13 protein-coding genes are annotated in these 21,035 nt (G+C 70.2%); 5 read left to right on the top strand and 8 right to left on the bottom strand.

Features of this window, described 5'->3' with window-relative positions:
* Positions 1 to 33 precede the first annotated feature (33 nt).
* Positions 34 to 2,148 (bottom strand): ATP-binding protein, encoded by a 2,115-nt coding sequence (locus ACJ8AT_RS10910; RefSeq protein WP_407737611.1) that lies wholly within the window; start codon positions 2,146 to 2,148, stop codon positions 34 to 36.
* Between the two features lie 137 nt (positions 2,149 to 2,285).
* The gene (locus ACJ8AT_RS10905) at positions 2,286 to 2,960 is read right to left on the bottom strand and encodes a uracil-DNA glycosylase (protein WP_407737610.1); all 675 of its coding nucleotides are present in this window, start codon (positions 2,958 to 2,960) and stop codon (positions 2,286 to 2,288) included.
* Positions 2,961 to 3,201: 241 nt separating this feature from the next.
* Between ACJ8AT_RS10905 and ACJ8AT_RS10900 the strand changes: the two genes are divergently transcribed.
* From ACJ8AT_RS10900 to ACJ8AT_RS10885, 4 genes are all read left to right on the top strand, one after another.
* Entirely contained in the window at positions 3,202 to 5,007 is a 1,806-nt protein-coding gene (locus ACJ8AT_RS10900; RefSeq protein ID WP_407737609.1) for a CpaF family protein, read from the top strand.
* Positions 5,008 to 5,205: 198 nt separating this feature from the next.
* Positions 5,206 to 6,180, top strand: coding sequence for a hypothetical protein (locus ACJ8AT_RS10895; protein WP_407737608.1), 975 nt, complete (start codon positions 5,206 to 5,208; stop codon positions 6,178 to 6,180).
* Between the two features lie 8 nt (positions 6,181 to 6,188).
* On the top strand, positions 6,189 to 7,823 hold the full coding sequence (locus tag ACJ8AT_RS10890) for a hypothetical protein (RefSeq protein WP_407737607.1): 1,635 nt from the start codon (positions 6,189 to 6,191) through the stop codon (positions 7,821 to 7,823).
* 237 nt (positions 7,824 to 8,060) lie between these two features.
* Complete coding sequence (locus ACJ8AT_RS10885) at positions 8,061 to 10,088, top strand: protein kinase domain-containing protein (protein ID WP_407737606.1); 2,028 nt, start codon at positions 8,061 to 8,063, stop codon at positions 10,086 to 10,088.
* A gap of 21 nt (positions 10,089 to 10,109) precedes the next feature.
* On the opposite strand, the gene ACJ8AT_RS10880 is transcribed toward ACJ8AT_RS10885, so the two are convergent.
* The gene (locus ACJ8AT_RS10880) at positions 10,110 to 10,886 is read right to left on the bottom strand and encodes a transglycosylase domain-containing protein (RefSeq protein ID WP_407737605.1); all 777 of its coding nucleotides are present in this window, start codon (positions 10,884 to 10,886) and stop codon (positions 10,110 to 10,112) included.
* A 57-nt stretch (positions 10,887 to 10,943) separates the two neighbouring features.
* Here ACJ8AT_RS10880 and ACJ8AT_RS10875 point away from each other — a divergent pair, with 57 nt between their 5' ends.
* Entirely contained in the window at positions 10,944 to 11,636 is a 693-nt protein-coding gene (locus tag ACJ8AT_RS10875) for an NAD-binding oxidoreductase (protein WP_407737604.1), read from the top strand.
* On the opposite strand, the gene ACJ8AT_RS10870 is transcribed toward ACJ8AT_RS10875, so the two are convergent.
* From ACJ8AT_RS10870 to dnaJ, 5 genes are all read right to left on the bottom strand, one after another.
* Complete coding sequence (locus tag ACJ8AT_RS10870; protein WP_407737603.1) at positions 11,637 to 13,235, bottom strand: aspartyl protease family protein; 1,599 nt, start codon at positions 13,233 to 13,235, stop codon at positions 11,637 to 11,639.
* Positions 13,232 to 15,406 (bottom strand): penicillin-binding protein activator, encoded by a 2,175-nt coding sequence (locus tag ACJ8AT_RS10865; protein ID WP_407737602.1) that lies wholly within the window; start codon positions 15,404 to 15,406, stop codon positions 13,232 to 13,234. Before ACJ8AT_RS10865 ends, ACJ8AT_RS10870 begins: the two co-directional genes overlap by 4 nt.
* Before the next feature lie 242 nt (positions 15,407 to 15,648).
* Positions 15,649 to 18,801 (bottom strand): protein kinase domain-containing protein, encoded by a 3,153-nt coding sequence (locus ACJ8AT_RS10860; RefSeq protein ID WP_407737601.1) that lies wholly within the window; start codon positions 18,799 to 18,801, stop codon positions 15,649 to 15,651.
* Positions 18,802 to 19,080: 279 nt separating this feature from the next.
* Positions 19,081 to 19,794, bottom strand: coding sequence for a hypothetical protein (locus ACJ8AT_RS10855; RefSeq protein ID WP_407737600.1), 714 nt, complete (start codon positions 19,792 to 19,794; stop codon positions 19,081 to 19,083).
* A gap of 52 nt (positions 19,795 to 19,846) precedes the next feature.
* Positions 19,847 to 20,974 carry a molecular chaperone DnaJ gene (gene dnaJ, locus ACJ8AT_RS10850; protein WP_407737599.1) on the bottom strand — a complete coding sequence of 376 codons (1,128 nt, stop codon included), beginning with the start codon at positions 20,972 to 20,974 and terminating at the stop codon, positions 19,847 to 19,849.
* Positions 20,975 to 21,035 lie beyond the last annotated feature (61 nt).

Below are 21,035 nucleotides of genomic sequence, written 5' to 3'. Positions count from 1 at the left end.
GCAGAGCCGCGCCGCCCCAGGGGCTCCGGATGATCAATGGCGGGAGGAGGGCTCGGGCGGGAGGAGTGGCAGCTCCACCGTGAAGACGGAGCCGCGGCCGGGCTCGCTCTCCACGAGGATGCGGCCACCCATGGCGTCCAGGATCTGCCGGACGATCCACAGCCCCAGCCCGAAGCCGCTGTAGTGCCGCTCGCTGGCGATCCGCTCGAAGCGCTGGAAGAGCCGGCGCTGGTCCTCCGCCGAGATGCCAATCCCCTGGTCCCGCACCGCCACCCGGGCGCATTGAGCGTCCGCCTCTACCTTCAGGTGGATGGGGGCCCCGTGCCCGTACTTGATGGCATTGGACAGCAGGTTCTGGAGGATCTGCTCGACGCGCAGCCGGTCCCAGAAGCCCAGCACCACCGACTCGGGGAGCTCCAGCTGGAGCGTGCACCTGGCGCGGGTGAGATCATCCCCGAAGCGCGGGGCGAGCTCGCGCACGAGCGTGGCCAGGTCCAGCTCCTCGGGCTCCAGCCGGAGCTTGCCCGCGGTGATGCGGGACACGTCGAGCAGCTCGTGGATCAGCTTGGCCAGCCGGGAGATCTGCCGCTGCACGCCCTGGAGCTTCGTGCCGACAGTGTCCAGAGCCGGGCCGCCAGAGCCGGGGGCCGTGCGCTGGAGCGCCCGCTGCAGCGCCTGGACGTTCAGGCTGAGCGAGGTGAGCGGCGTGTTCAGCTCGTGCGAGGCGATGGAGAGGAACGAGTCCCGGGCGCGGATGGCATCCCGCGCCTCCATGTAGAGCAGCCCGTTGTCCAGGGCCATCGCCGCGCGCCGGGCCAGGTCCTCCGCGAGCCGGACATCCGCCTCGGTGTAGCGCCGCTGGGAATCCGCATAGACGAACGTGAGCGCCGCGAACGTCCGGTCGCGGCTGATCAGGGGGACGCTGATGACGGATCGGATCCTCAGCTCTAAGGTGGCGCGGCGATGCTCGGGGTCTGGCAGCGACTGTTCGATGATCTCGTCTGGGAGATCGGGGATGTACATCGTCGTGCCCGTGCGCAGCACCATCCCGATGCCGCCAGGATCCTCCAGGGTGATGGGGTACTTCTCGTGGAACGTCGTCGCCTGCGCGATGCGCTCCGGCTGGAGGTGCGCCATGGAGACCCGCCGGACCTTCCCGTCCGGGGTGGCCTCGTCCACCGCGCACCAGTCGCCGAGCGTTGGGACGGCCAGCTGCGTCAGGCTGCGGAGGATCTCCTCCCGGTCCAGCGACGACGCCAGCACCTCGCTGGCCAGCGCCAGGAAGGCGGCGCGCTGCTCGGCCAGCCGCGTCTGCTCATAGAGCTGCTCGGTGAACTTGTAGGACTCGGCGCGCTCGCGCTCGGCCTGCCGCTGCTCCGTCACGTCCTTCTGGACGCAGAGCCAGTGCGGCTTGCCGCCGATGCGGAGCGCGGAGATCCGAGCGGCCGTGACGAAGGACGTCCCATCCTTCCGGCGGTTCTGGACCTCGCCCTCCCAGGACCCCTCCTTCTTCAGCTGATCGATGATCGCGTTCACAATCCGGAGGTGCTCGTCGGTCGACTGGTCGCACAGCGTGGTGATGTGCTGGCCCAGGAGCTCGCCGGGCACGTACCCGAAGATCCGATCCTCGGCCGGGTTCGTGTAGACGATGACCCCCTGCTCATCCGAGAGGGACACCCCCTCCGTCATGCTCTCGAGGATGCGCGCGTGCAACAGGACCGTGTCGGCCTGCTGCCGCTCCTCGGTCGTGTCGCGTGTGAACACGTAGACGCGCTCGCCGCTGCGGTAGAGCCGCTGCCGGTACCACCGGCCCCACGGCTCGTAGTAATGCTCGAACTGCTCCACCTGTCCCGTCTCGATGGCGCGGAGGAAGGCCCGGTGGAAGTCACCTCCTGCCGAGCCTGGGAAGGCCTCCCAGAAGATGCGGCCGAGCAGCTCCTTGCGAGACTTGCCGAAGAGCCGCTCCGTGCTGGGGTTCACGTAGAGGTATGTCCCATCGCGCCGGAAGACGGCGACGCTCTCCTCCATCTGCTCGAAGAGGACGGTGTCGATCCCTGCATCCTCAGCCTCCGCGCAGAGTCCCCGCGAGTGGGAGATCTGACCGCTGCCCGGGACTTCCTCCGCGGATGGGACTCTGAGTTGGGACATGGAGCGCCCCCATCCTGCTCCAACCCACAGGACGGCCGAGGGCTTCCCGCTGGAATCGGCCCGTTGAGTGTCGAACAGCGCACAGGCTCGCGATGGCAGGTGCGGAGGAGCAGGACGGCGGTGAACCCGGCCGCAGTCTAGGCAGGAAGCCGCCAGTCGATCGGTGGTTGCCCTCTCGCCTCGAGCGCGGCGTTGATCTGGCGGAAGGGGCGGCTGCCGAAGAAGCCTCCCGCGGCCGACAGCGGCGAGGGGTGCGGCGACTCGATCACCACGTGCCGCTGTGTATCGATGAGCTTGCGCTTCTTTCGCGCGTAGTTGCCCCACAAGAGGAACACCACCGGCTCGGGCTTGGCGGCCACCGCCCGGATGACCGCGTCGGTGAACTCCTCCCAGCCCTGCCCCGCGTGGCTGTTGGGCTCGGCCTGCCGCACCGTCAGCACCGCGTTGAGCAGCAGCACCCCCTGCTCCGCCCAGGCCACCAGCGAGCCGCTCGCGGGCGGCGGCAGCCCCTGGTCGCTCTGCAGCTCCTTGAAGATGTTCACCAGCGAGGGCGGGGGCGGCACTCCCGGCTGCACCGAGAACGCCAACCCATGCGCCTGCCCCGGTCCATGGTACGGGTCCTGCCCCAGCAGCAGCACCCGGACGCGCTGGTATGGCGTCAACCGGAACGCCGAGAAGAGATCCGCCTCCGAGGGATAGACGGTGGAGCGCCGCCGCTCCGCCTCCACGAAGCGCTCGAGCTTGTGGAACGAGGGCGACTCCAGCGCCTCCTTCAGCACCTCGCTCCAGTCCGCCGGCAGGTTCTGCCTCATGCACCCTCCCTCAGAGGTCACATTCCATCACGCCTACGTGCCAGGTGGGGTGGAAAAGCGGCGGGACACGGGGAGATACCCTGAATCCCTCCGAGGCGCACGCTCTGCCGCGGTCCGTCGTCCGAACCCCCGCCCGCGCCCGCCGGGGCTGGAGCGGATGTAGGCCGGCCGTCCTCCAGGCAGGGAAGCCTCCGCGGGATCTTGGGTTCAGGGCCCCGCTCGCGCTAGCCTCGGGGGCGCCATGTCGATGTACAACGAGTCGCTGCGCGCCTTCCTGAAACCGGTCCTCCCGTACCTGGATGACCCGTCGGTTTCGGAAATCATGATCAACGGCCCCGCCGACATCTGGATCGAGCGCAAGGGCATGCTGTCCAAGACGGACGCCGTCTTCTCCGAGGAAGGCCTGATGGGCGCCGCGCGGAACATGGCGCAGTTCGTCGGCCGCATCCTCAGCGATGAGCGCCCCCGGCTCGACGCGCGCCTGCCCGACGGCAGCCGTATCCACGTGGTCATCCCGCCCATCGCCCGGCGCGGCACCACCATCTCGATCCGCAAGTTCTTCAAGGACAAGCTGACGATCGATTCCCTGATCAAGTTCGGGTCGTTGACCCCGCAGATGGCGCGGCTCATCGACGCGGGCATCCACACCAAGCTCAACATGCTGGTGTCCGGCGGCACGGGCTCGGGCAAGACGACGCTGCTCAACATCGTCTCCTCGCTCATCCCCGACGAGGAGCGCATCCTCACCATCGAGGACTCGGCGGAGCTCCAGCTCAACCAGTCCCACCTGGTGTCCTTCGAGAGCCGCCCGCCGGACAAGTTCGGCAAGGGCGGCGTGGACATGGGCGACTTGCTCCACTCGGCCCTGCGTCTGCGTCCGGACCGCATCGTCGTGGGCGAGGTGCGTGGCGGCGAGGCCTTCTACCTGATGCAGGCGATGAACACCGGCCACGGCGGCTCGCTGGCCACCTGCCACGCCAACACCCCCACGGACACCCTGCGCCGCATCGAGTCGCTGTGCCTCATGTCCGCCGTGGAGCTGCCCATGGTGGCCGTGCGCGCCCAGGTGGCCAGCGCCATCAACTTCATCGTCTGCTGCGAGCGCCTCCACGACGGCAGCCGCAAAACCATCGCGCTCTCCGAGGTGCTGCCCCTCAACGAGAAGGGCGACTACCGCACCCAGGACATCTTCGTCTTCACGCCGGTGACCAAGGACGAGGACGGCCACGTGCTCGGCTACCACGCGCCCACCGGCATCATCCCCACCTTCGTCGGCAAGGCCCGCGCCTACGGCTTCAGGGATCTGGACGAGGCCTTCTTCGATCCGGCCACCTACGGACTGCCGCCGCCGCCCACCTTCCAGGTCGGCTCCTCGTATGAGGTGCGCTGGGCGCCCTCGCTCAAGCACCGCGAGCGCGGCCAGCCGGATCCCTCCGAGTACAAGCGGCAGTGGCTCGACTTCGAGAAGAAGCTCCAAGACGACGCGCGCCAGGGCAAGGAGGGCCAGCCGCCCGCCCCCGCCGCGCCGCCCGTGCAGGTGCAGGTGCCCGCCAGCCTCCCCATGGGTGCCAAGCCGTCCGCGGCTTCCGCGAAGCCGGCCTCGGCTCCCGCGCAGCTCCGGCCCGCCGGACGCCCTGCCGCCGCTGACGCCTTGTCGGACCAGGACAAGACGCCGCCGCCCACCCGCAGCCCTTTCGCCCGCGCTGAGGAGGACGAGCTCAGCGCCCCGTCCGACGACACCCACTCGGGCATGCCTCCCAAGGACGAGCCCAAGGTGGAGATCGCCGAGGATCTGCTCGCCGAGGCCTCTCCCAAGCCCGCGGCCTCCCCGCCGCGCCGTCCAGCCCCCGCGGCCGTACCTGCTCGCCCCACCACGGGCGCTAGCAACGCCGTGCGCCCGGGCGCCGTGCCCCCTCGCCGCCCCGCTCCCGCGCCGGGCTCCTCCGCGCGCCCCGCCGTGTCCGAGGAGGGCGCGGAGAGCAGCGGCCCCAACAACGGCGAGAAGACGCAGATCCGCTCTCCGCCTCCAGAGCGCCCGCGACGCTGAGAGGGCTCTCGGTGAGAGGGGCTCGCGCCTGCAATTCGCCCACAGGGGTAGTAGGTCGCTGTCCCACCACCCCGAGGTCGCAGAAGAGTGCCCGGGCCCCCAACTCGGAGTGAGTCCCGGGAGGAGAAGAGGCCCGGAGAGAGCCAAGGCAAGCGCCACAGTCTTGCTCTAGTGGCGGCATGAGGAGAAAGTCGCCCCGTGCTGACACCCCTCCTCGTCACCTTGGCCCTGCTCCACCAGGCTCCTGCCTCACCGGGAGAGCCCATCACCGTGCTGATCGCCCCGCCGGACACCGTGGGGGTTCCGGCGCACGTCGTGGAGTTCGCTCAGGAGCACCTCGCCGAGCAAGCCAAGTCCCGCGGCGTCACCGTGGTCCGGATGAAGGACTTCATCCGCAAGGTCCCCGCCGCCAAGCGCCGGACGCTGATGAAGTGCAAGCGCACGGAGCTCAAGTGCCTCACCGCGCTGGGCCAGGCGGCCAACACCGAGGTGGTGCTGGTGGCGGAGCTGCTGCAGCGCATGGACGGCTACCGCGTGGGCACCAAGGTCTACAAGACACAGGACGGAGGGCTTGTGGCCGAGCACCTCATCCCCGGGGTCCGAGAGGATGGGATGCTCGACGCGCTCACCCAGTCCCTGGATGTGGTGGTGCCGATGATGACCAAGGCGCTGCGCCCCTCGGCGGCTGGGCCCGAGACGAAGCCGCCCGAGACGAAGCCGCCCGAGGTGAAGCCTCCTCCCGTGGGGGAGAAGCCGCCCGAGGTGAAGCCTCCTCCCGTGGGGGAGAAGCCGCCCGAGGTGAAGCCTCCCCCCGTGAAGCCCGAGCCCGTGACTCCGGCCCCGAGGACCAACCTGCGCCGCTGGGCCTGGGCGCCCGCCGCGGGTGGTGTCGCCCTCGCCGGTGTGGGCACGTACTTCTTCCTGCAGGCACAAGACCGATACAACCAGTTGGACAAGAAGGGGGCCTCGGACGCACCGCTCGACGGAGCGAAGCTCGCGAGCGAAGGACGCCAGAAGCAGAACCTGAGCCGGATCTTCTTCGGGCTCGGCGCGGCGGGGCTCGTGACGGGCGGAGTGTTCTATCTGTTCCCTGGAGATGAGAAGCCGGTACACCCCACCGTGACCCTGGGTCCCGGTGGAGGCATGGTGGGTGTGGTCGGGACGTTGCCTTGAGGAGAGTCATGCAGAACAACTGGAAGCCGCGCCTCGTCGCGGTAGCGCTCGTCAGCGGGTTCGCCGTCTACGGCTGCTTCAACTTCGAAGACGCGCGGTCTCGCTGTGAGCAGGATGGCCGCTGTTCCCAACCCGATGGCGGAGTGATGTGCACCCCGACCAGCACGGATGACGTGCCCGACGACGCGTTCCAGGACAGCAACTGCGACGGCGTGGATGGCATGGCCGACGGGGGCATCTTCGTGGATCCGCTCGCCGGCAGGGAGGGCGCCCCGGGTACGGCGGCCGAGCCGGTGAAGAGGCTCGGAGAGGCGCTCGATCGCATCCGGCAGGGAACGGCGCCCCGGCTGGTGTACCTGGCGCAGGGGACCTACAACGAGTCTGGGCTCGTCCTGGATACGCAGGTGTCGCTGTACGGCGCCTATGGCGGGCGCGACAACTGGCAGCGCCAGAGTGAGTACGTGACCCACGTGGATGGTGGCCCCGTGGGGCTCGCGATCAACGGTATCCCCGAAGACGCGGGGATGGTGCTGGACCGGCTGACCGTCAGCTCCGCGAACGTGCTGGATTCGGGTGTGCCCTCCATCGCCTTGCAGGTCATCGACTCGCAGGGCGTGCGGCTGCGCTACGACACGTTCTCGGCGGGCCAGGGAGGCCCGGGCACCGACGGCACGAGCGGCGGGCGAGGCTCGGATGGAGGAGCCGGCGAAGATGGAGGCACCGCTCCCTCCAGCCCTTCAGCGCCAGGAACGCTGGGCCAGGGAGGCTCCAGCACCTGTGCGAGCACGGATCAGTCGGGTGGCGCCGGCAAGCCAGGAGCGTTCGGCGAGACCGCGGGAGCGAGCGGCAGCGCGGGACATCCCCCGCCGACCGGAGGTGTGGGCGGCCCCGGAGGTGATGCGGGCGCCACCGTGGTGATCGACATGAGCACCGGCGAGAAGCGGTGCAGGGCCGGCAATGGCGGAGATGGCCAGATGGGCGACGCGGGCGTCGTGGGCACCGCCGGCACGAGCGGCGATGGCATGGGCGTGCTGAGCGGCAATCTCTGGGTGGCCAACCAGCAAGGAGGCAATGGTGGCACGGGTACGCCGGGAGGAGGAGGAGGCGGCGGCGGCAGTGGTGGCGGCTGCTCCACGCAAGGCTCGACGGTCGGGGCCTCCGGCGGAGGAAGCGGTGGCGGTGGTGGCGGCGGCTGCGGTGGCGGTGGCGGCGGCGGCGGCGGTGGCGGCGGTGCGTCGATCTCCGTGCTGATGATCCGTTCGAATGTGACCCTGGAGGGGACCACCACGCTGCGCACCCGCGGTGGAGGGCGCGGTGGCAACGGCGGCGAGGGTGGCACTGGCGGCCAGGGCGGGCCGGGTGGAGCCGGTGGCGGTGGCGGCTACGTCCCAACCATGGCCTACACCTCCTTCGGAGGAAGCGGAGGCGATGGTGGACCCGGCGGACCCGGTGGACCCGGTGGGCCTGGCGGCGGAGGCGGCGGTGGCCCGTCCGTCGGCGTGTGGTGCGGCCAGGATGCGGGCTTCGTCAACTCGGGGAGCGTGGACGACCAGGTCGCCAATGGCGGCCCGGGAGGTACCTCTGGCGCTGGAGGCAACGCGGGGCAGCCCGGGCATAAAGCCCTCTACCCGGGGTGCCCTTAGCGCCGCTCCGTGGCATGATTGGTGCTCGAACGGTGCGGAAGCGCGGGGGCCGACGGCCTGCTGATCCGCTACCAGCACAGCGATCCGTCCCCCTCGTAAGGTCAAATCCCTGCGCCCTACCCGCCAGGGCCACCGGGCCCGGCAGCTCAGATCGCCTGTCTGCTGGGCTGCTTTCCTGGAGACGACAGATCGGCGACAGTCTCGCAGTCTGCTAGGCTGCGAGCCCTGAATTCCCCGATGGCCTCCGCGCGCACTTGTGAAACCTGTGGTCTCGAAGTTCCGCCCGGCGCCGGAGTGTGCCCTCGGGACGGGACCGTGCTTCTCTCGTCCTATATGGCGCGAGATGACGAGGACACCCAGATCGAGGTCCTCTCGGACGTGTGGGCCTCCGAGCCCCCCGCCCGCGGCCGCAATGCCCCCTTCGCCTGGGGCGAGGAGCCGCCTCCCCGCAGCCACATAGCGGAAAACACGGATGCGTCCGCGGCCAACCCCCTGTGGGGAGAGGAACCCCCCACGCGAGACCAGCTCATCGGCATGAAGCTGGGCGAGTACGAGCTGCGCTCGCGCATCGGCGTGGGTGGCATGGGCTTCGTCTATGACGGCATCCAGCCGCTCATCGGCAAGCGCGTGGCGGTGAAGGTGCTGCGGCCCGAGCTGGCCCAGGCCCCCGAGCAGGTGGCCCGGCTGCTGGCCGAGGCCCGCGCCGTCAACGCCATCCGCCACCGCGGCATCATCGACATCTTCGGCTTCGGCCAGGTACCGGACGGACGGCAGTACATCGTCATGGAGTTCCTGGATGGGCAGCCGCTGGATGCCTATCTGGCCGAGAAGCAGCGGCTGCCGCCCACCGAGGCGCTCTCCATCCTCGACGAGGTGCTGGCCGCGCTGGGCGCCGCGCACGGCGCGGGCGTGGTGCACCGGGACCTCAAGCCGAGCAACATCTTCCTGGTCCGCGAGCCCGGCGGCACGCGCTACGTGAAGCTGTTGGACTTCGGTCTGGCCAAGCAGGGCCAGAGCGGCGCCGCCGCGCGCACCGCGCAGACGCGCACGGACATGGTGGTGGGCACCCCCGAGTACATGGCGCCAGAGCAGGCTCGCGGCCAGGCCGTGGGGCCGATGACGGACCTGTACGCCATGGGCGTGGTGACGTTCGAGATGGTCACCGGCCGGCTGCCCTTCATCGGCACCTCGCCGGTGGATCTGCTGATGAAGCACGTGGACGCGCGCCCGCCGCGTCCCTCGGAGTTCGTGCCCGAGCTGCCGCCCGCGCTGGATGCCTTCATCCTCCAGATGCTGACGAAGGATCCGGAGGCGCGGCCCAGCTCCGCGGATGCCCTGCGGCAGCAGCTCCACCGCCTGCGGCGCACCATGCTGCGGCCCACGCGCGCCCAGACCGCGGCCCAGGCCGCCGCGGGGGGCCGGGTGCCCACGCCCGCCCCTGCCCCCGCAACGATCATCGCCGATCCCACCACGGCTCCTGTCCCCGCCGTTGGCCCCTCGCCCGCTGGCGCGGCGCCGGTACAGCCGCAGGCCCAGGCTTCGGAAGCCGCCCAGCGCTCCGAGCCCGCCACCGTCCCCCACGAGATCGTCCAGGTGGCGGAGGCGCCCGCGCGCCAGCCCGTCACCCCGGCGCCCATCGCGTCCGAGGTCATCCCCGCCGACGTCCGTGCCGCGATTACTCCGTCTCCCATGCGGCGGGTGATGCCGGTGGTGATCGGCGCCGTGGCGTTCCTGGCCGTCGTCGGCCTGCTGATCTGGGGCCGCAGCACGCCCACGCCGGCCCCGACGCCTCCGGTCACGAACACGCCCGTCACCGGCACGCCGCCCGACAAGCCAGCTCCGCCGACGCCCACGCCGACTCCTCCCGAGACGTCTCCGGCCCACCCGGTCGGCGCCACCCCTCCTCCGGTGTCCCCGAACCCGGTGACTCCCAACCCGGCCACCCCGCCCATCGAGCCTTCAAAGCCGCCGGAGACGGGCAAGCCCGTGGCTCAGGACGATACCTCGAAGGCCCAGCCACCCAGGCCTCGTCCCCACCCGAGCGGCAACGTGCCCGGCTCGGCCGAGGTGCTCGACGACATCAGCCGGCTCGAGCGTGACATCCAGGCCAGGCTCAAGGTGGACAACAATCTCCCGGCGGCGAAGTCCGCGCTCGGGCAGCTCAAGCAGCTGCGTGCCGAGACCCTCAAGGCGAGGGATGCCGAGGATCTGCGCAAGGTCTCGCAGATGCTCAACTTCATCGAGGGCAACGTCCTGAAGCGCTAGGGGCGCCGGCAGGGTGCCGCCCTACTTGCGCTGGGTGCAGAACACCGGCTGCCCCATGGCGTTGTTCACCTTGTCCTGGCTGAGCAGCTCCATGCCCGCCGTGTACTTCAGGATCAGATCGCGGTTCTGCTTCATGATGGCGGCGTTCTGGCAGGTCTTCAGATCGTTGTAGTAGCCGTACGGCGGCAGCGCGAGCTGCAGCTCGGCGAGCTCCGACAGCGAGAGCTTGTCCAGCTCCTTCCCGAAGAGCTTGTAGGCGGCATCCTCCACGCCCACCACGCCGCGCTCGAAGGTGATGATGGCCAAGTCGTACGCGATGAGCTGATCCTTCTGGAGGAAGCCGTGCAGCTTGTTGGCGGCCACCGTCAGCTCCGTGGCGTCGCGCACCCCCAGCTTCCACGCGAGGCGGAAGGCCAGCAGCCGCTCACAGCCGCCATCTCCCGGGGGCTGGCCTCCGGTGGCCACGCCCAGGAAGAGCCGCCACGCCCACGCCGTCCCATCCTCGCGCGGCGTCTGGAAGAAGCGGGGGCACCCCATCTGGGCGATGTAGATGGCCACCAGATCCTTGGGCAGCCGGCTGAAGTCCGGCCGGTTGAAGGTGATGGGCCGGTCCGGCTTCACGTACATGCCGGCCACCAGGCTCATCCGCTCGCCTTCGATGCCGCTCTTGAGCTTCTTCTCGACGTCATACTCGCTGTCCATCGTTGGCAGCTTGCTGGCGTTGTAGAGGTAGGAGATCGGGATGAGCACCCCGGCCAGCCCCAACAGGAACAGGACGATCCAGATAATGGCCTTCACAGCCGTAAGGCTACCAGGGCAGCGCCTGACGCGCTCGTGGGTTAAAACGGGGAAGACATGACGCAATGGCACCCGGCCACCCTGGTCGCCCGTTCGCCCGCGGCGGATGGATTGACCGACCTGACGCTCGATCTCTCGGAGACCCCTCTGCGAGGGGCTCACCGGCATCCGGGCCAGTATGTCCATCTGCGGCTGCCGGGCCATGACGAGGGGCTGTTCGCCCTGGCCTCGCCGCCGAGCAGCTCCGCTCGGTGGGATCTGCTGGTGAAGGACGGGAGCCCGCTGACGGACGCGCTGATCCAGCTCCCCCTGGGTGGACAGGTGGACGTGAGCCCGCCCGAGGGCCAGGGCTTCCCGCTGGAGCAGGCCCGGGGCAAGGACCTGCTGCTGTTCGCCACCGGCTCGGGCATCTCTCCCATCCGCTCCGTCATCGAGAGCATCCGGCGAGAGCGCGCGGCCTATGAGCGGGTGACGCTGTACTTCGGCGTGCGCACGCCCACCTCCTTCGCCTACGCGCGGGACTTCGAGGCCTGGGAGAAGGCGTCCATCCGGGTGATCCGCACGGTGAGCCAGCCCGACGCGGGCAGCTGGCAGGGGCTCACCGGCTACGTGCAGGCGCACCTGATCGAAGAGCCGCTCCGGCCCGGCACGCTGGCCTTCCTCTGCGGCCAGCGGGAGATGGTGCAGGGCGTGATGAAGGCGCTCCGGACGCGCGGGCTGCCCGAGAGCGCCATCTTCCAGAACTTCTGATCAGCGCCGCTCCACCTGGGGCGAGGCGTAGTCCACCTGGTAGAGCGCCGCGGCCGGATCGCTCTCCTGGTTCCCAAGGGGGTTCTGCGGCGTCCACGCGGCCACGCCCACCCAGCGCCCATCCGGGCTGAAGCGCACCCGGCGCACGGACCAGCCGAAGTCGCGCTGGCCCTGGGGCTGATCCTTGCCCTCGGTGAAGAGGAAGAGGTGCTTGTCCCAGCCGCCCGTGGCCAGCGCGTGGCCATCCGGAGAGATGCTCGCGGTGGCCACCACGCCGCCGTGCACGGACCACTTGCGCAGGATCTTCCCCGAGGAGGCGTCCACCAGCGCGCCCGCGTTGAAGGGGGCCTTGGGCTCCTCGATGCGCTTCTTCTCGCGCTCGTAGACGGCCCGGTTGCGCTCGGCCTTCTGCTCCGAGAAGGCCACGCCCAGGCGCTGGCCCTTGGCGTCGACGGTGACATCATTCACGTAGCCCTCGAAGGCGAAGTCCGCCTTGGGCTCCAGCGCCAGCCCCTGCGCCTGCGCGCCCGGGGGCGCTCCCGTCTTCGCGGTGAGGATGGCCTCGTGGGTGGACTCGTCGAAGGCGATGTCGAAGCGCTCGGTGAAGGGCGTGCCCAGCACTCCCTGGGCCCCCGAGGGGACGCACACGTCACATACCGCGATGTCCACGCCCTCCACGGGCAGGGACTTGAAGCGCAGGGCCTGGGCTCGCGCCAGCTTCGCCACCGTGTTGCCGAAGGGCGTGGGCACCGTGACGGTGTCCTTGAGGAAGGCCACGTCGATGCCCGCCTGGGTGGCCGTCTCGATGTTGAGGATGATGGCCGGGGCGCGCGTGTCCATCGCGAAGGAGGCCTGCGCCTTGCCGTTCACGGCGCCACGCACCACGGCGAAGCCGCCGCGCCGCTCGAAGATGACCCGAGCCTGATCCGCCCGGAGCGACTCCTCGCGGGTCTCCCACACGCGCACGTGCTTGTCCCAGCCGCCCGAGTAGAGCGTCCCGTCCGCCGCGAAGGCCAGCGCGCTCACCTGCCCCGCGTGGGCGCGCGCCTCGAAGACGAAGGAGAGCTGCGGCACGGTGAAGATGGAGACGAGCCCCCGCGCGCTGCCCGCCACCAGGTAGTGGCCGCTCGGGTGGAAGGCCACCGCGGTGAGGGGCTCCTCGGTGAGCACATGCCCCCGGGGCTCGCCGGTGGCGCCATCGAAGAGCCGCACCTCGCCGTCACGCCCCGCCGTGGCCAGCAGCGAGCCGTCCGCGGAGAAGGCCAGCGCCTCCAGGTCCGCCTCGTAGGGGTTGACGTCCTGGTCGGACACCAGCACCGCCGGCGTGGCCAGCCTCCACAGCGCGAGCAGGTAGAACTTCGAGCCCAGGTGCGTGTACGCCACGCGCGAGCTGTCCGGGGAGAAGGCCAGGGACCAGACGAAGTCCTTGTTGTTGAGCAGCGGCCCGTCCTCCAGCCCCTGGGCGGCTCCGGCGAGGTAGCCACCGGGCGTCGCCTCCAGCCGCGAGAGCGTGTCCGGAGCGAGCGTGGCCTTCCCGTGCGAGCACCCCACCGCGAACGCCAGCACCGCGCCGAGCAGCAGACGCAGGCGGTGGCTCATGAGCCCGAGCCTCCCGTGGCGGTGCCCTCCGGGTTGAGCTCCTTCACGCCCTTGTTGTCCACCGACAGCAGGAAGAGCGGCTTCACGGCCTCGCGCTTGTCGCTGAAGGAGGTGCGGCCCGTGGCGCCCTCGAAGTTCTTCAGGTTGGAGAGCGCATCGCGCAGCTCCGCGCGGGTCTTCGGCTTCTGCTTCTGGATGATCTGGCGCAGCATCAGCGCCGAGTCGTAGCCGATGGCCTCCAGCAGCCCGGGCTCCTTGTCCACGTCCTTGTAGGCCTCGCGGAAGGCCTGGACGAACTTGCGCGTGGCGGGCCGCTGCGAGTCGGCGAAGAAGCCGTCCACGTACACCGAGCAGGTGACGAACTTGCCGCCGCGCTCGATGAGCTCCGGCAGCCCCGAGCGGCCCTTGGGGCTGCTCCACGTGTTGGTGCCCAGCAGCGTCACCGTCTTCAGGTCCTTCTTGCCCGTCGTCTTGCGGATGCGCTCCAGGTCTCTCGGATCGCACGCGTTGGTGACGATGTCCTCCACCGCGAGCGCCGGGCCCACCAGGCTCACGCGCTTCCAGTCGTCCGGGATGAAGATGGCCTCGAAGTCGATCACCGGCTCCAGGCCGCTCTTGAGCTTCTCGACGGCCTTGCGCTTGCGGAAGGCGTCCATGTTCTCGGAGTTCACGTCGCGGACGCCCTCGAGGTAGTCGGCCCGGTCCTCCAGGTAGTAGCGGCCCACCAGCTTCTTGGCCTCGGTGGTGAAGGTCGTCTGATCGTGCGCGTAGCTCTCCGCGCCGCGGACGACGCCGCCGTGGGACACCACCTCGTCCCAGAACTCGTTGGCCATCTCCACGCCGTAGGGGATGTTCGGGTAGAGCGTGGCGAAGTGCTTGAAGCCGCGAACGTTCATCGCGTAGTCGGCGATGGCCTGCGCCTGGGCCGAATTGGTGAGCATGTTGCGGAACACGTTGGCGCCGATGTCGGTGATGCCCTCGGTGCGAGTCATCGTCAGCAGCGGCACCTGAAGCTCCTCGGCCACCAGCGCGGCGCGGCGCGAGTCATCCGGCAGCAGCGGCCCCAGCACGCCGATGGCGCCCTCGTCGAAGGCGAGCTGCTCCATGGCCTGCCCGGCCTGCATCACCTCGCCCTGGGTGTCCTTGACGACCAGCTCGATGTCGCTGCCGTTGAGCGCGAGCTGCACGCCGCGCAGCACCGCCTCGCCGATGGGCTTGAAGCGGCCGCTCATGGGCAGCAGCACGCCCACCGTCTTGGGGTGCACGTCCACGCGGCGGGTGGAGCGCGACAGCAGCTCCTTGGCCTGCCCGGCGAACGGAGAGTTGGGGGCCTCTTGCAGGAAGCGCTGCAGCGTCTCCTCCAGCCGCGTCCAGTCGCGCAGGTGGTAGTAGATGCGCGCCAGCTTGAAGGTGAGCACGGGCCAGGCCGGGTGGCGCGGAGACATGCCCTCCGACACGCGGGCGATGTCCACGAAGGCCGCGCGGCCCTCCACAAGCTGCTCCACCCGGGCCACGGCGGCGGCCTGAGCCTCGGGCGTCTTCGCGTCTCCGGCGGCCTTCACGGCGATGTCGAGCGCCACGCCGTACATGCCGGCGCCCTCCGCGGCGCGCTCGGCGTCCTCGCGCAGCTTGTCGCGCTCGGGACCCTCCGGGGCGCGCTCGGCGAGGCTGGAGAGCGTCTGGTACGCATCCCGGTACGCGCCCACCTCCAGCGCGGAGAGGGCCAGCTTGCGCTTGGCGTCCTCGGCCTGGGGATAGAGCGGGTTCTCGAAGAGCAGCTCATTGAAGGCCTTGCGCGCGTTGGCGTAGTCCTCGGACTCGAAGTAGAGGACGCCAGCGCGGTAGAGCGCCTCCTGGCTCGCGGTGGTTTCCGGGTACGCCTTGCGCACCCCGAGCAGCACCTCGGCCGCCTGCTTCTTGTCCGCAGTTCGCGCCGCGGTCTCGATGGCCTGGGCCAGCGCCGCGTCCGCCGCGTTGTCCTTCTTCGCCTCCACGCGAGGCTTCGTCGGGAAGGGAGGCGTCTCCGCGTTCTCCCCGTGCTCGACAGGATGGTTGGGGACCTCGGGGCCTCCGCCGCCTCCTCGCACGGGAGTGGTCGTCTTCGGACAGGCGGTCAGCAGCAGCGCCAGCGCCAGCCCCAGGGCTCGGCGCGAAGTGGAGAGGACTTCCATGGTGGGGGGGTGCATAGCAGTGTGGGTGCGCCTCCGTCGACAATCCAGCGACGGGAAGATTCCGGGGAAGACGTCCCAGCACTTGCAGAGCCCGTGCCCCACCCACTGGCTGACACTCCGCGGGCTTGCCTCGAGGATTGTGGGCGCTCGGCCACGCCGCGCGGCCCGGAGGGCTCACCTGCGCCGAGCCACCTGACCTATGACGCGAGGCACGGCTCGGGCGCAAGGACGTTCCCTTGCACTCAGCCGGCGACGGCCGCCAGGGAGCGGCGCGGCTGCAGGGCCCGGCGCACCTTGGCCGCGAGCACATCCGGGTTCACCGGGTAGGTGAGCACGTCATCCGCGCCGGCATCGAGCCCCGCCTCCACCACTCCCGGATGCTCCGGGGGAGCGAGGATGAAGATGGGCAGCGCGGCGGTGGGTGCGGCGGAGCGCAGCGAGCGGGTAAGCGCGGCGGCCTCCCCATCCGGCAGGCGCGAGCCAAGCACCAACGCGCTGGCGCCTCCGGCGAGCAGCTCCTGAATCCGCGCCGCCGAGTCCGCGAGCACCACCCGGATGGCATCCGCGAGGAAACGCGCCTGGAGCGTGGCCGAGCGAGCCGGATCCGGCTCGGCGAGGACGATGATGGGCGAGGTGGCATCACCGAGCACCAGGTCGGCCACCTCGGCGGCCAGGGCCTCCAGGGCCGTGGCGGGCACGCGGCCCTCTTCCCGCAGCCGCACGAGCGCACGCGAGGCATCATCGGGCGTGGGAGAGGCCTTCCCCAGCGCCTCCATCAGCGCGGTGGCGGCACTCAGCGCCAGGGCCGCTCGACCCGGCGGAGGAGCCGCCTTGCCCTCTGTCTGGGTGCCAAGCACGGAGGCCAGCTCCCCCGCATCTCGGCCGAGCAACGCGCGCACGGCCTCGGACGAGGGCTTCACGAAGATGTCCTTGCCCTCGAGGCGCGAAGCGCAGGCCATGGCATACGCCGCGGCCGAGGCCCGCTCGGCCTCCGCGCGCCCTGCCCCGAGCCGCAGCGCCACACGCCGCGCCAGCTTGGCCAGCGCCGCGCCCTGCACTCCCGCGCCCCCCAGGGCCGCCAGGGCCGCATCCAGCACCCGCGCATGCAGCCGCGCCGCGCGTCCCAGCGGGCCCGCCTCGCCGCCCAGGGCCTCCGCGAGCGAGGGCAGCACGCGCACCTCCACCGTGGGCGCCACTCTCAGCAGCCGGGCCACCACCGCGGGCGTGTCCTGGATCGTGTCACTGGCGATGAGGGCCACCTCGATGCCGCCTAGGGCCACGGCACGCTCGGCCTCCGCGCTGGAGCTGCCCGCCGCCGCGACGCCCTGCCTCGAGAACAGGCGCACGGCTGCATCCCGCTGCTCCGGATCATCCGCCACCACGAGCAACATGCGCGCCAGGGAGCGCGGCGGCGTGCGCGTGGGCTGAGGCGCAGGAGCGGGAGGAGGCGGCTCGGCCTGCTGCACCGGCGGCGCCGGCTGCGCTGGCGGAGGCGAGAAAGAGGTCTCATCGAGGACGCGCTCGCGGGTGCCGGTGTGCTTGTCCGCGAAGGGCATGACGCCGAGCTGCGTCTCCGACGCGCTCACCTTCATCATGTTGGCCCAGTCGGGGCCCAGCTGGGGATCATCGCCCCGGTAGAAGCGGCTGATGGTGCGGCGGATGGCCCCCTCGCTGGCGAGGATGCCTCGCACCGCATAGCCCGTGCGGAACTGGAGCTCGTCCAGCCGCTCCAGGTTCTGCGGCTCGCGCATGGCGCAGAACAGCTCCTTGCCCTGAAGGGTGAGGGGCACGGCCTCGAAGCGCTCGGCGTGCTCCAGCGGCAGCAGCGACAGCAGCGGGGTGGGCACGGGCAGCGCGCGGATCTGGTGCTCGGCGATGAAGGGAATGCCGAGCTGCTCGCCAATGGCGGCCACCAGCTCCTCGTCCGTGACGAGCCCCTCGGCCACGAGCCGCTCGCCCAGCCTGCCGCCCTCGCGGCGCTGGCGCTCGAGCATGCCTCGGAGCTGTGCCTCCGTGAGCTTCCCGGCCGCGAGCAACAGCTCTCCCAACGGACGGCGCACCGACGGACGCGGGCGCAGCGCACCGAGCTGCAGAACCTGAGCGGACGCGGAGCGCGGCGGGATGACGATGCGGCGCGAGGCCTCGGGAGCCGTTTGCGGCTGGGGCACCGGGCTGAGTCGCCGCCCCGGCTCCGGACTGGCGCTCTGAACCTGCGCGGGCGGCGCGGCGGGGCGTGCAATCTCCGGCCGGCTGTTGGTGCGGATGGCCACCGTCTTCTCCCCCGCCATCGCCGCCGCGGCGGCCTGCGGCTGGGGGACCGGAGCGGGCGTGGGAGGCTTCGGCGCCGCGGCGCGCTGCGGCTCCTGCAAGAGGGCGGCTCGGACGGGAATGGTGCGCGACCCGCCTGGAGGAGAGGCCCCCTCCGCGCCGAGCCGGATCTCCTCGCCGCGCGGCTCCACCGTCCCCGCCGTGCTGGTGTCCAGCGGCGAGCGGCGCGTGGGGAAGCAGCGCGCGAAGAGCTTGGCCACATCCTGCGGGCCCACGCGCAGGCGATGATCAAAGAGGAAGTTCTGCAGCGCGTCCGACACGTCGCGCGCACGCTGGAAGCGAGCCACCGGATCCGGCGCCAGGGCGCGGGTGACGATGCTCCACAGGGGCGCGGGCACGCCCGGCACGGGCACCACCGTCTTCACGTCGAACGACGAGATGTTGCGGATGATCTGGAAGTAGTCCGGCCCGCTGAAGAGCTGCTGCCCCGAGAGCAGCTCATAGAGCAGCAGCCCCAGGAGGAAGAGGTCCGCGCGCTGATCCACCGGGCCGCCGCGCACCTGTTCGGGGGCCAGGTAGCCCACCTTGCCTTTCACCACGCCGGCCTGGGTGCCGCCCTGGACGTTGGCGGCCTTGGCGATTCCGAAGTCCGCCAGCTTCACCTCGCCCGCGGCGGCGATCATCACATTGGACGGGTTGATGTCGCGGTGGATGATGTTGAGCGGCCGGCCGGAGGCATCGAGCTTCTCGTGCGCGTAGGCGAGGCCCTCGGCCACCTGCTGGACGATGAAGCACACCTCGCGCAGGCCCAGGCCCACCTGCAGCCCGGCGGCGGCCCGCTGGAGCGTACGGAGGTTCTCTCCGTCCACGAACTCCATCACCATGTAGTAGTGGCCGCGCGCTCCACCGAGATCAAACACCTGGACGACGTTGGCGTGCTGCAGCGACACCGTCAGCTTCGCCTCGCGCAGGAACAGCTCGATGAACTCCTTGTCCTGCGCGAGCGAGGGCAGGACGCGCTTGACCGCGACAGGCTTCTCGAAGCCCTCGGCTCCGACGACCTTCGCGAGGAAGACTTCCGCCATGCCGCCCGCGGCCAGCTTACGGACGAGTCGGTACGTGGCCACGTGAACTCCCCCCGACCTTGTGGTGGTGGCAGCCCAGATGTGCATGGCCTCGCGAGTTGGTGAGGGCCCGCTCGCTATGATCTCGATGAACGTCGAGTCGCGGGCACTCGGCGCCCTCACACCACGTGAAAGCGTCGAAGGCTGAGCAGGCACACGCCCACCGCCGAGGTAGGAGCGGCTCCACCGAGGTAACCACGGCGCGCGCACACGGCCAGCCCCAGGCGGCCTCATCGCGCGGGGTGTCAGGCCATCAGAAGATGAGAAGGATGGAGCTCGAGCTCAGAAATGGCCCGCCAGCCCCGCGACGAGTCCGCCCGAGGGCCTCACGCTGATGAGAGGGATCCAACCCACCTGAGTGCCAACCGCTGCGCTGCTCTCACGCTCATACGCGTGGGACAGCTCGTAGCCGATGACCGCTCCCGTGATGGGACACAAGAACAGGGAGACGATCCAGCCTCCATCGAAGGCATTGCTCAAGGGGAACGCGGCGAAGACCCCCCCCACGAACCCCAAGGTCGCGCCGAGCAACGTCGGGAGAAACCGGCCCGCCCCTCCCATGAGGGCCCCGCCCACCTTGACCCCGAGCGCCACTCCGCCCGTCAGCCCCACCGTGGCCAGTCCCAGCGAGAAGAGAATCGAAGAAGTGCTGACGTCGCAGTCCTCGCAGAACGAGATCGACATGAGGTACAGGCTTCCGGGAACCACGCCCACGAAGCCCAACCCGAACCCGACCAGAGCCTCGAGCGCAATGCGCGGCACCCCCAGCCCCACGTCCCCCGAGGACTCCCACCGGTGCGGAATGAGCTCGCCCCGGGACGGCTCCTCGCCGTCATAGCCCCCGTCAGGGCTTTCGCCGGGGGACGCGCCCTCCGGAGCATCAGGATCGGGCGAGGAGGCCGCGGGGACCAGCGGAGGCGGCGACGGAGCCTGGGCAAGCCCCTGGAACGGCAGCAGTGCCCACAGCAGCACGGACACGAGGTACACACGAGCCATGCCCGAAGCGTAGCGCTTCAGGCCGCGACGTGAGAATCCAACTCGCTCTGGCCTAGCCGAACAGCTCCTTCACCTTGTCGAAGAAGGTCTTGGACTGCGGGTGGGACTCCTCGCCCGACAGCTCCGCGAACTTCTCCAGCAGCTCGCGCTGCTTGGCGGACAGCTCCGTGGGCGTCTCGACGATGACGCGCACGTGCTGATCTCCGCGCTGCTGGCTGTGCAGGTGCGGCACGCCCTTGCCCTTCAGCCGGAACACCTTGCCGGACTGCGTGCCCGTGGGAATGGTCATCTTCACCTTCCCATCCAGCGTGGGCACGTCGATCTTCGCCCCCAGCGCCGCCTGCGTGAACGAGATGGGCACCTCGCAGAACACCTCGTAGTCCTCACGCTGGAACAGCGGGTGCTCGCGGACGATCACCGTGACGTACAAGTCTCCCGCCGGCCCGCCTCGATCTCCCGGCTCGCCCATGCCCGACAGGCGCACCCGCGTGCCGTTGTCCACGCCGGCCGGGATGTTCACCTCGAGCACCTCCTCGGAGGCCACCTTGCCCGAGCCGCGGCACTTCGAGCACGGATCCGGAATCACCGCGCCCGTGCCGTTGCAGTCGCTGCACGCACGCGACACCGCGAAGAAGCCCTGCGTGAAGCGCACCTCGCCCACCCCGCCGCAGGTGCTGCACGGCTTGGGAGGCATGCCGCTCTTGCTGCCCGAGCCGCTGCACACCTCGCACTTCTTGGGACGCGGAATTGGAACCTTGGGGCGGCAGCCGAACGCCGCCTCCTCGAAGGCGATCTCCAGGTTGTAGCGCAGATCCGCGCCCCGGCCCGGGCTCGTCCGGCCGCGCCCCCGGCCTCCACCGAAGATCTCTCCGAAGATGTCCCCGAAGATGTCGTTGATGTTGACGCCCTGGAAGCCGCCAAAGCCCTCGAAGCCCCCGCCGCTGGCGCCGGCATGGCCGAACCGGTCATACCGGGCGCGGCGCTCGGGATCGCTGAGCACCTCGTACGCCTCGGAGGCCTCCTTGAACTTCTCCTCGGCCTCCTGGTTCCCCGGATTGCGGTCCGGGTGGTACTGGAGGGCCACCTTCCGGAAGGCGCTCTTCAGCTCCTGCGGGCTGACGTTCTTCTGGACGCCAAGAACTTCGTAATAGTCGCGCTTCTGTCCCGCCGCCGCTGGCATCTCGTCAAACCCCTGGATTTATTGGCCTTTTCAACCTGCGTAAAAACCTGATCCACTATAA

Origin of the sequence: Hyalangium sp., from assembly GCF_045802625.1 — a bacterium.
Taxonomy (GTDB): Bacteria; Myxococcota; Myxococcia; order Myxococcales; family Myxococcaceae; genus Hyalangium.
Note: the sequence above shows the minus strand (reverse complement) of the source record. Positions and strands in the feature narration are given on the sequence as shown.

What these genes read in the sequence shown, in the direction of transcription:
- ACJ8AT_RS10910 (WP_407737611.1), bottom strand. Translation starts at nt 2,148, where the DNA reads ATGTCCCAACTCAGAGTCCCATCCGCGGAGGAAGTCCCGGGCAGCGGT.
- ACJ8AT_RS10905 (WP_407737610.1), bottom strand. Translation starts at nt 2,960, where the DNA reads ATGAGGCAGAACCTGCCGGCGGACTGGAGCGAGGTGCTGAAGGAGGCG.
- ACJ8AT_RS10900 (WP_407737609.1), top strand. Translation starts at nt 3,202, where the DNA reads ATGTCGATGTACAACGAGTCGCTGCGCGCCTTCCTGAAACCGGTCCTC.
- ACJ8AT_RS10890 (WP_407737607.1), top strand. Translation starts at nt 6,189, where the DNA reads ATGCAGAACAACTGGAAGCCGCGCCTCGTCGCGGTAGCGCTCGTCAGC.
- ACJ8AT_RS10885 (WP_407737606.1), top strand. Translation starts at nt 8,061, where the DNA reads ATGGCCTCCGCGCGCACTTGTGAAACCTGTGGTCTCGAAGTTCCGCCC.
- ACJ8AT_RS10875 (WP_407737604.1), top strand. Translation starts at nt 10,944, where the DNA reads ATGACGCAATGGCACCCGGCCACCCTGGTCGCCCGTTCGCCCGCGGCG.
- ACJ8AT_RS10870 (WP_407737603.1), bottom strand. Translation starts at nt 13,235, where the DNA reads ATGAGCCACCGCCTGCGTCTGCTGCTCGGCGCGGTGCTGGCGTTCGCG.
- ACJ8AT_RS10865 (WP_407737602.1), bottom strand. Translation starts at nt 15,406, where the DNA reads ATGGAAGTCCTCTCCACTTCGCGCCGAGCCCTGGGGCTGGCGCTGGCG.
- ACJ8AT_RS10855 (WP_407737600.1), bottom strand. Translation starts at nt 19,794, where the DNA reads ATGGCTCGTGTGTACCTCGTGTCCGTGCTGCTGTGGGCACTGCTGCCG.
- dnaJ (WP_407737599.1), bottom strand. Translation starts at nt 20,974, where the DNA reads ATGCCAGCGGCGGCGGGACAGAAGCGCGACTATTACGAAGTTCTTGGC.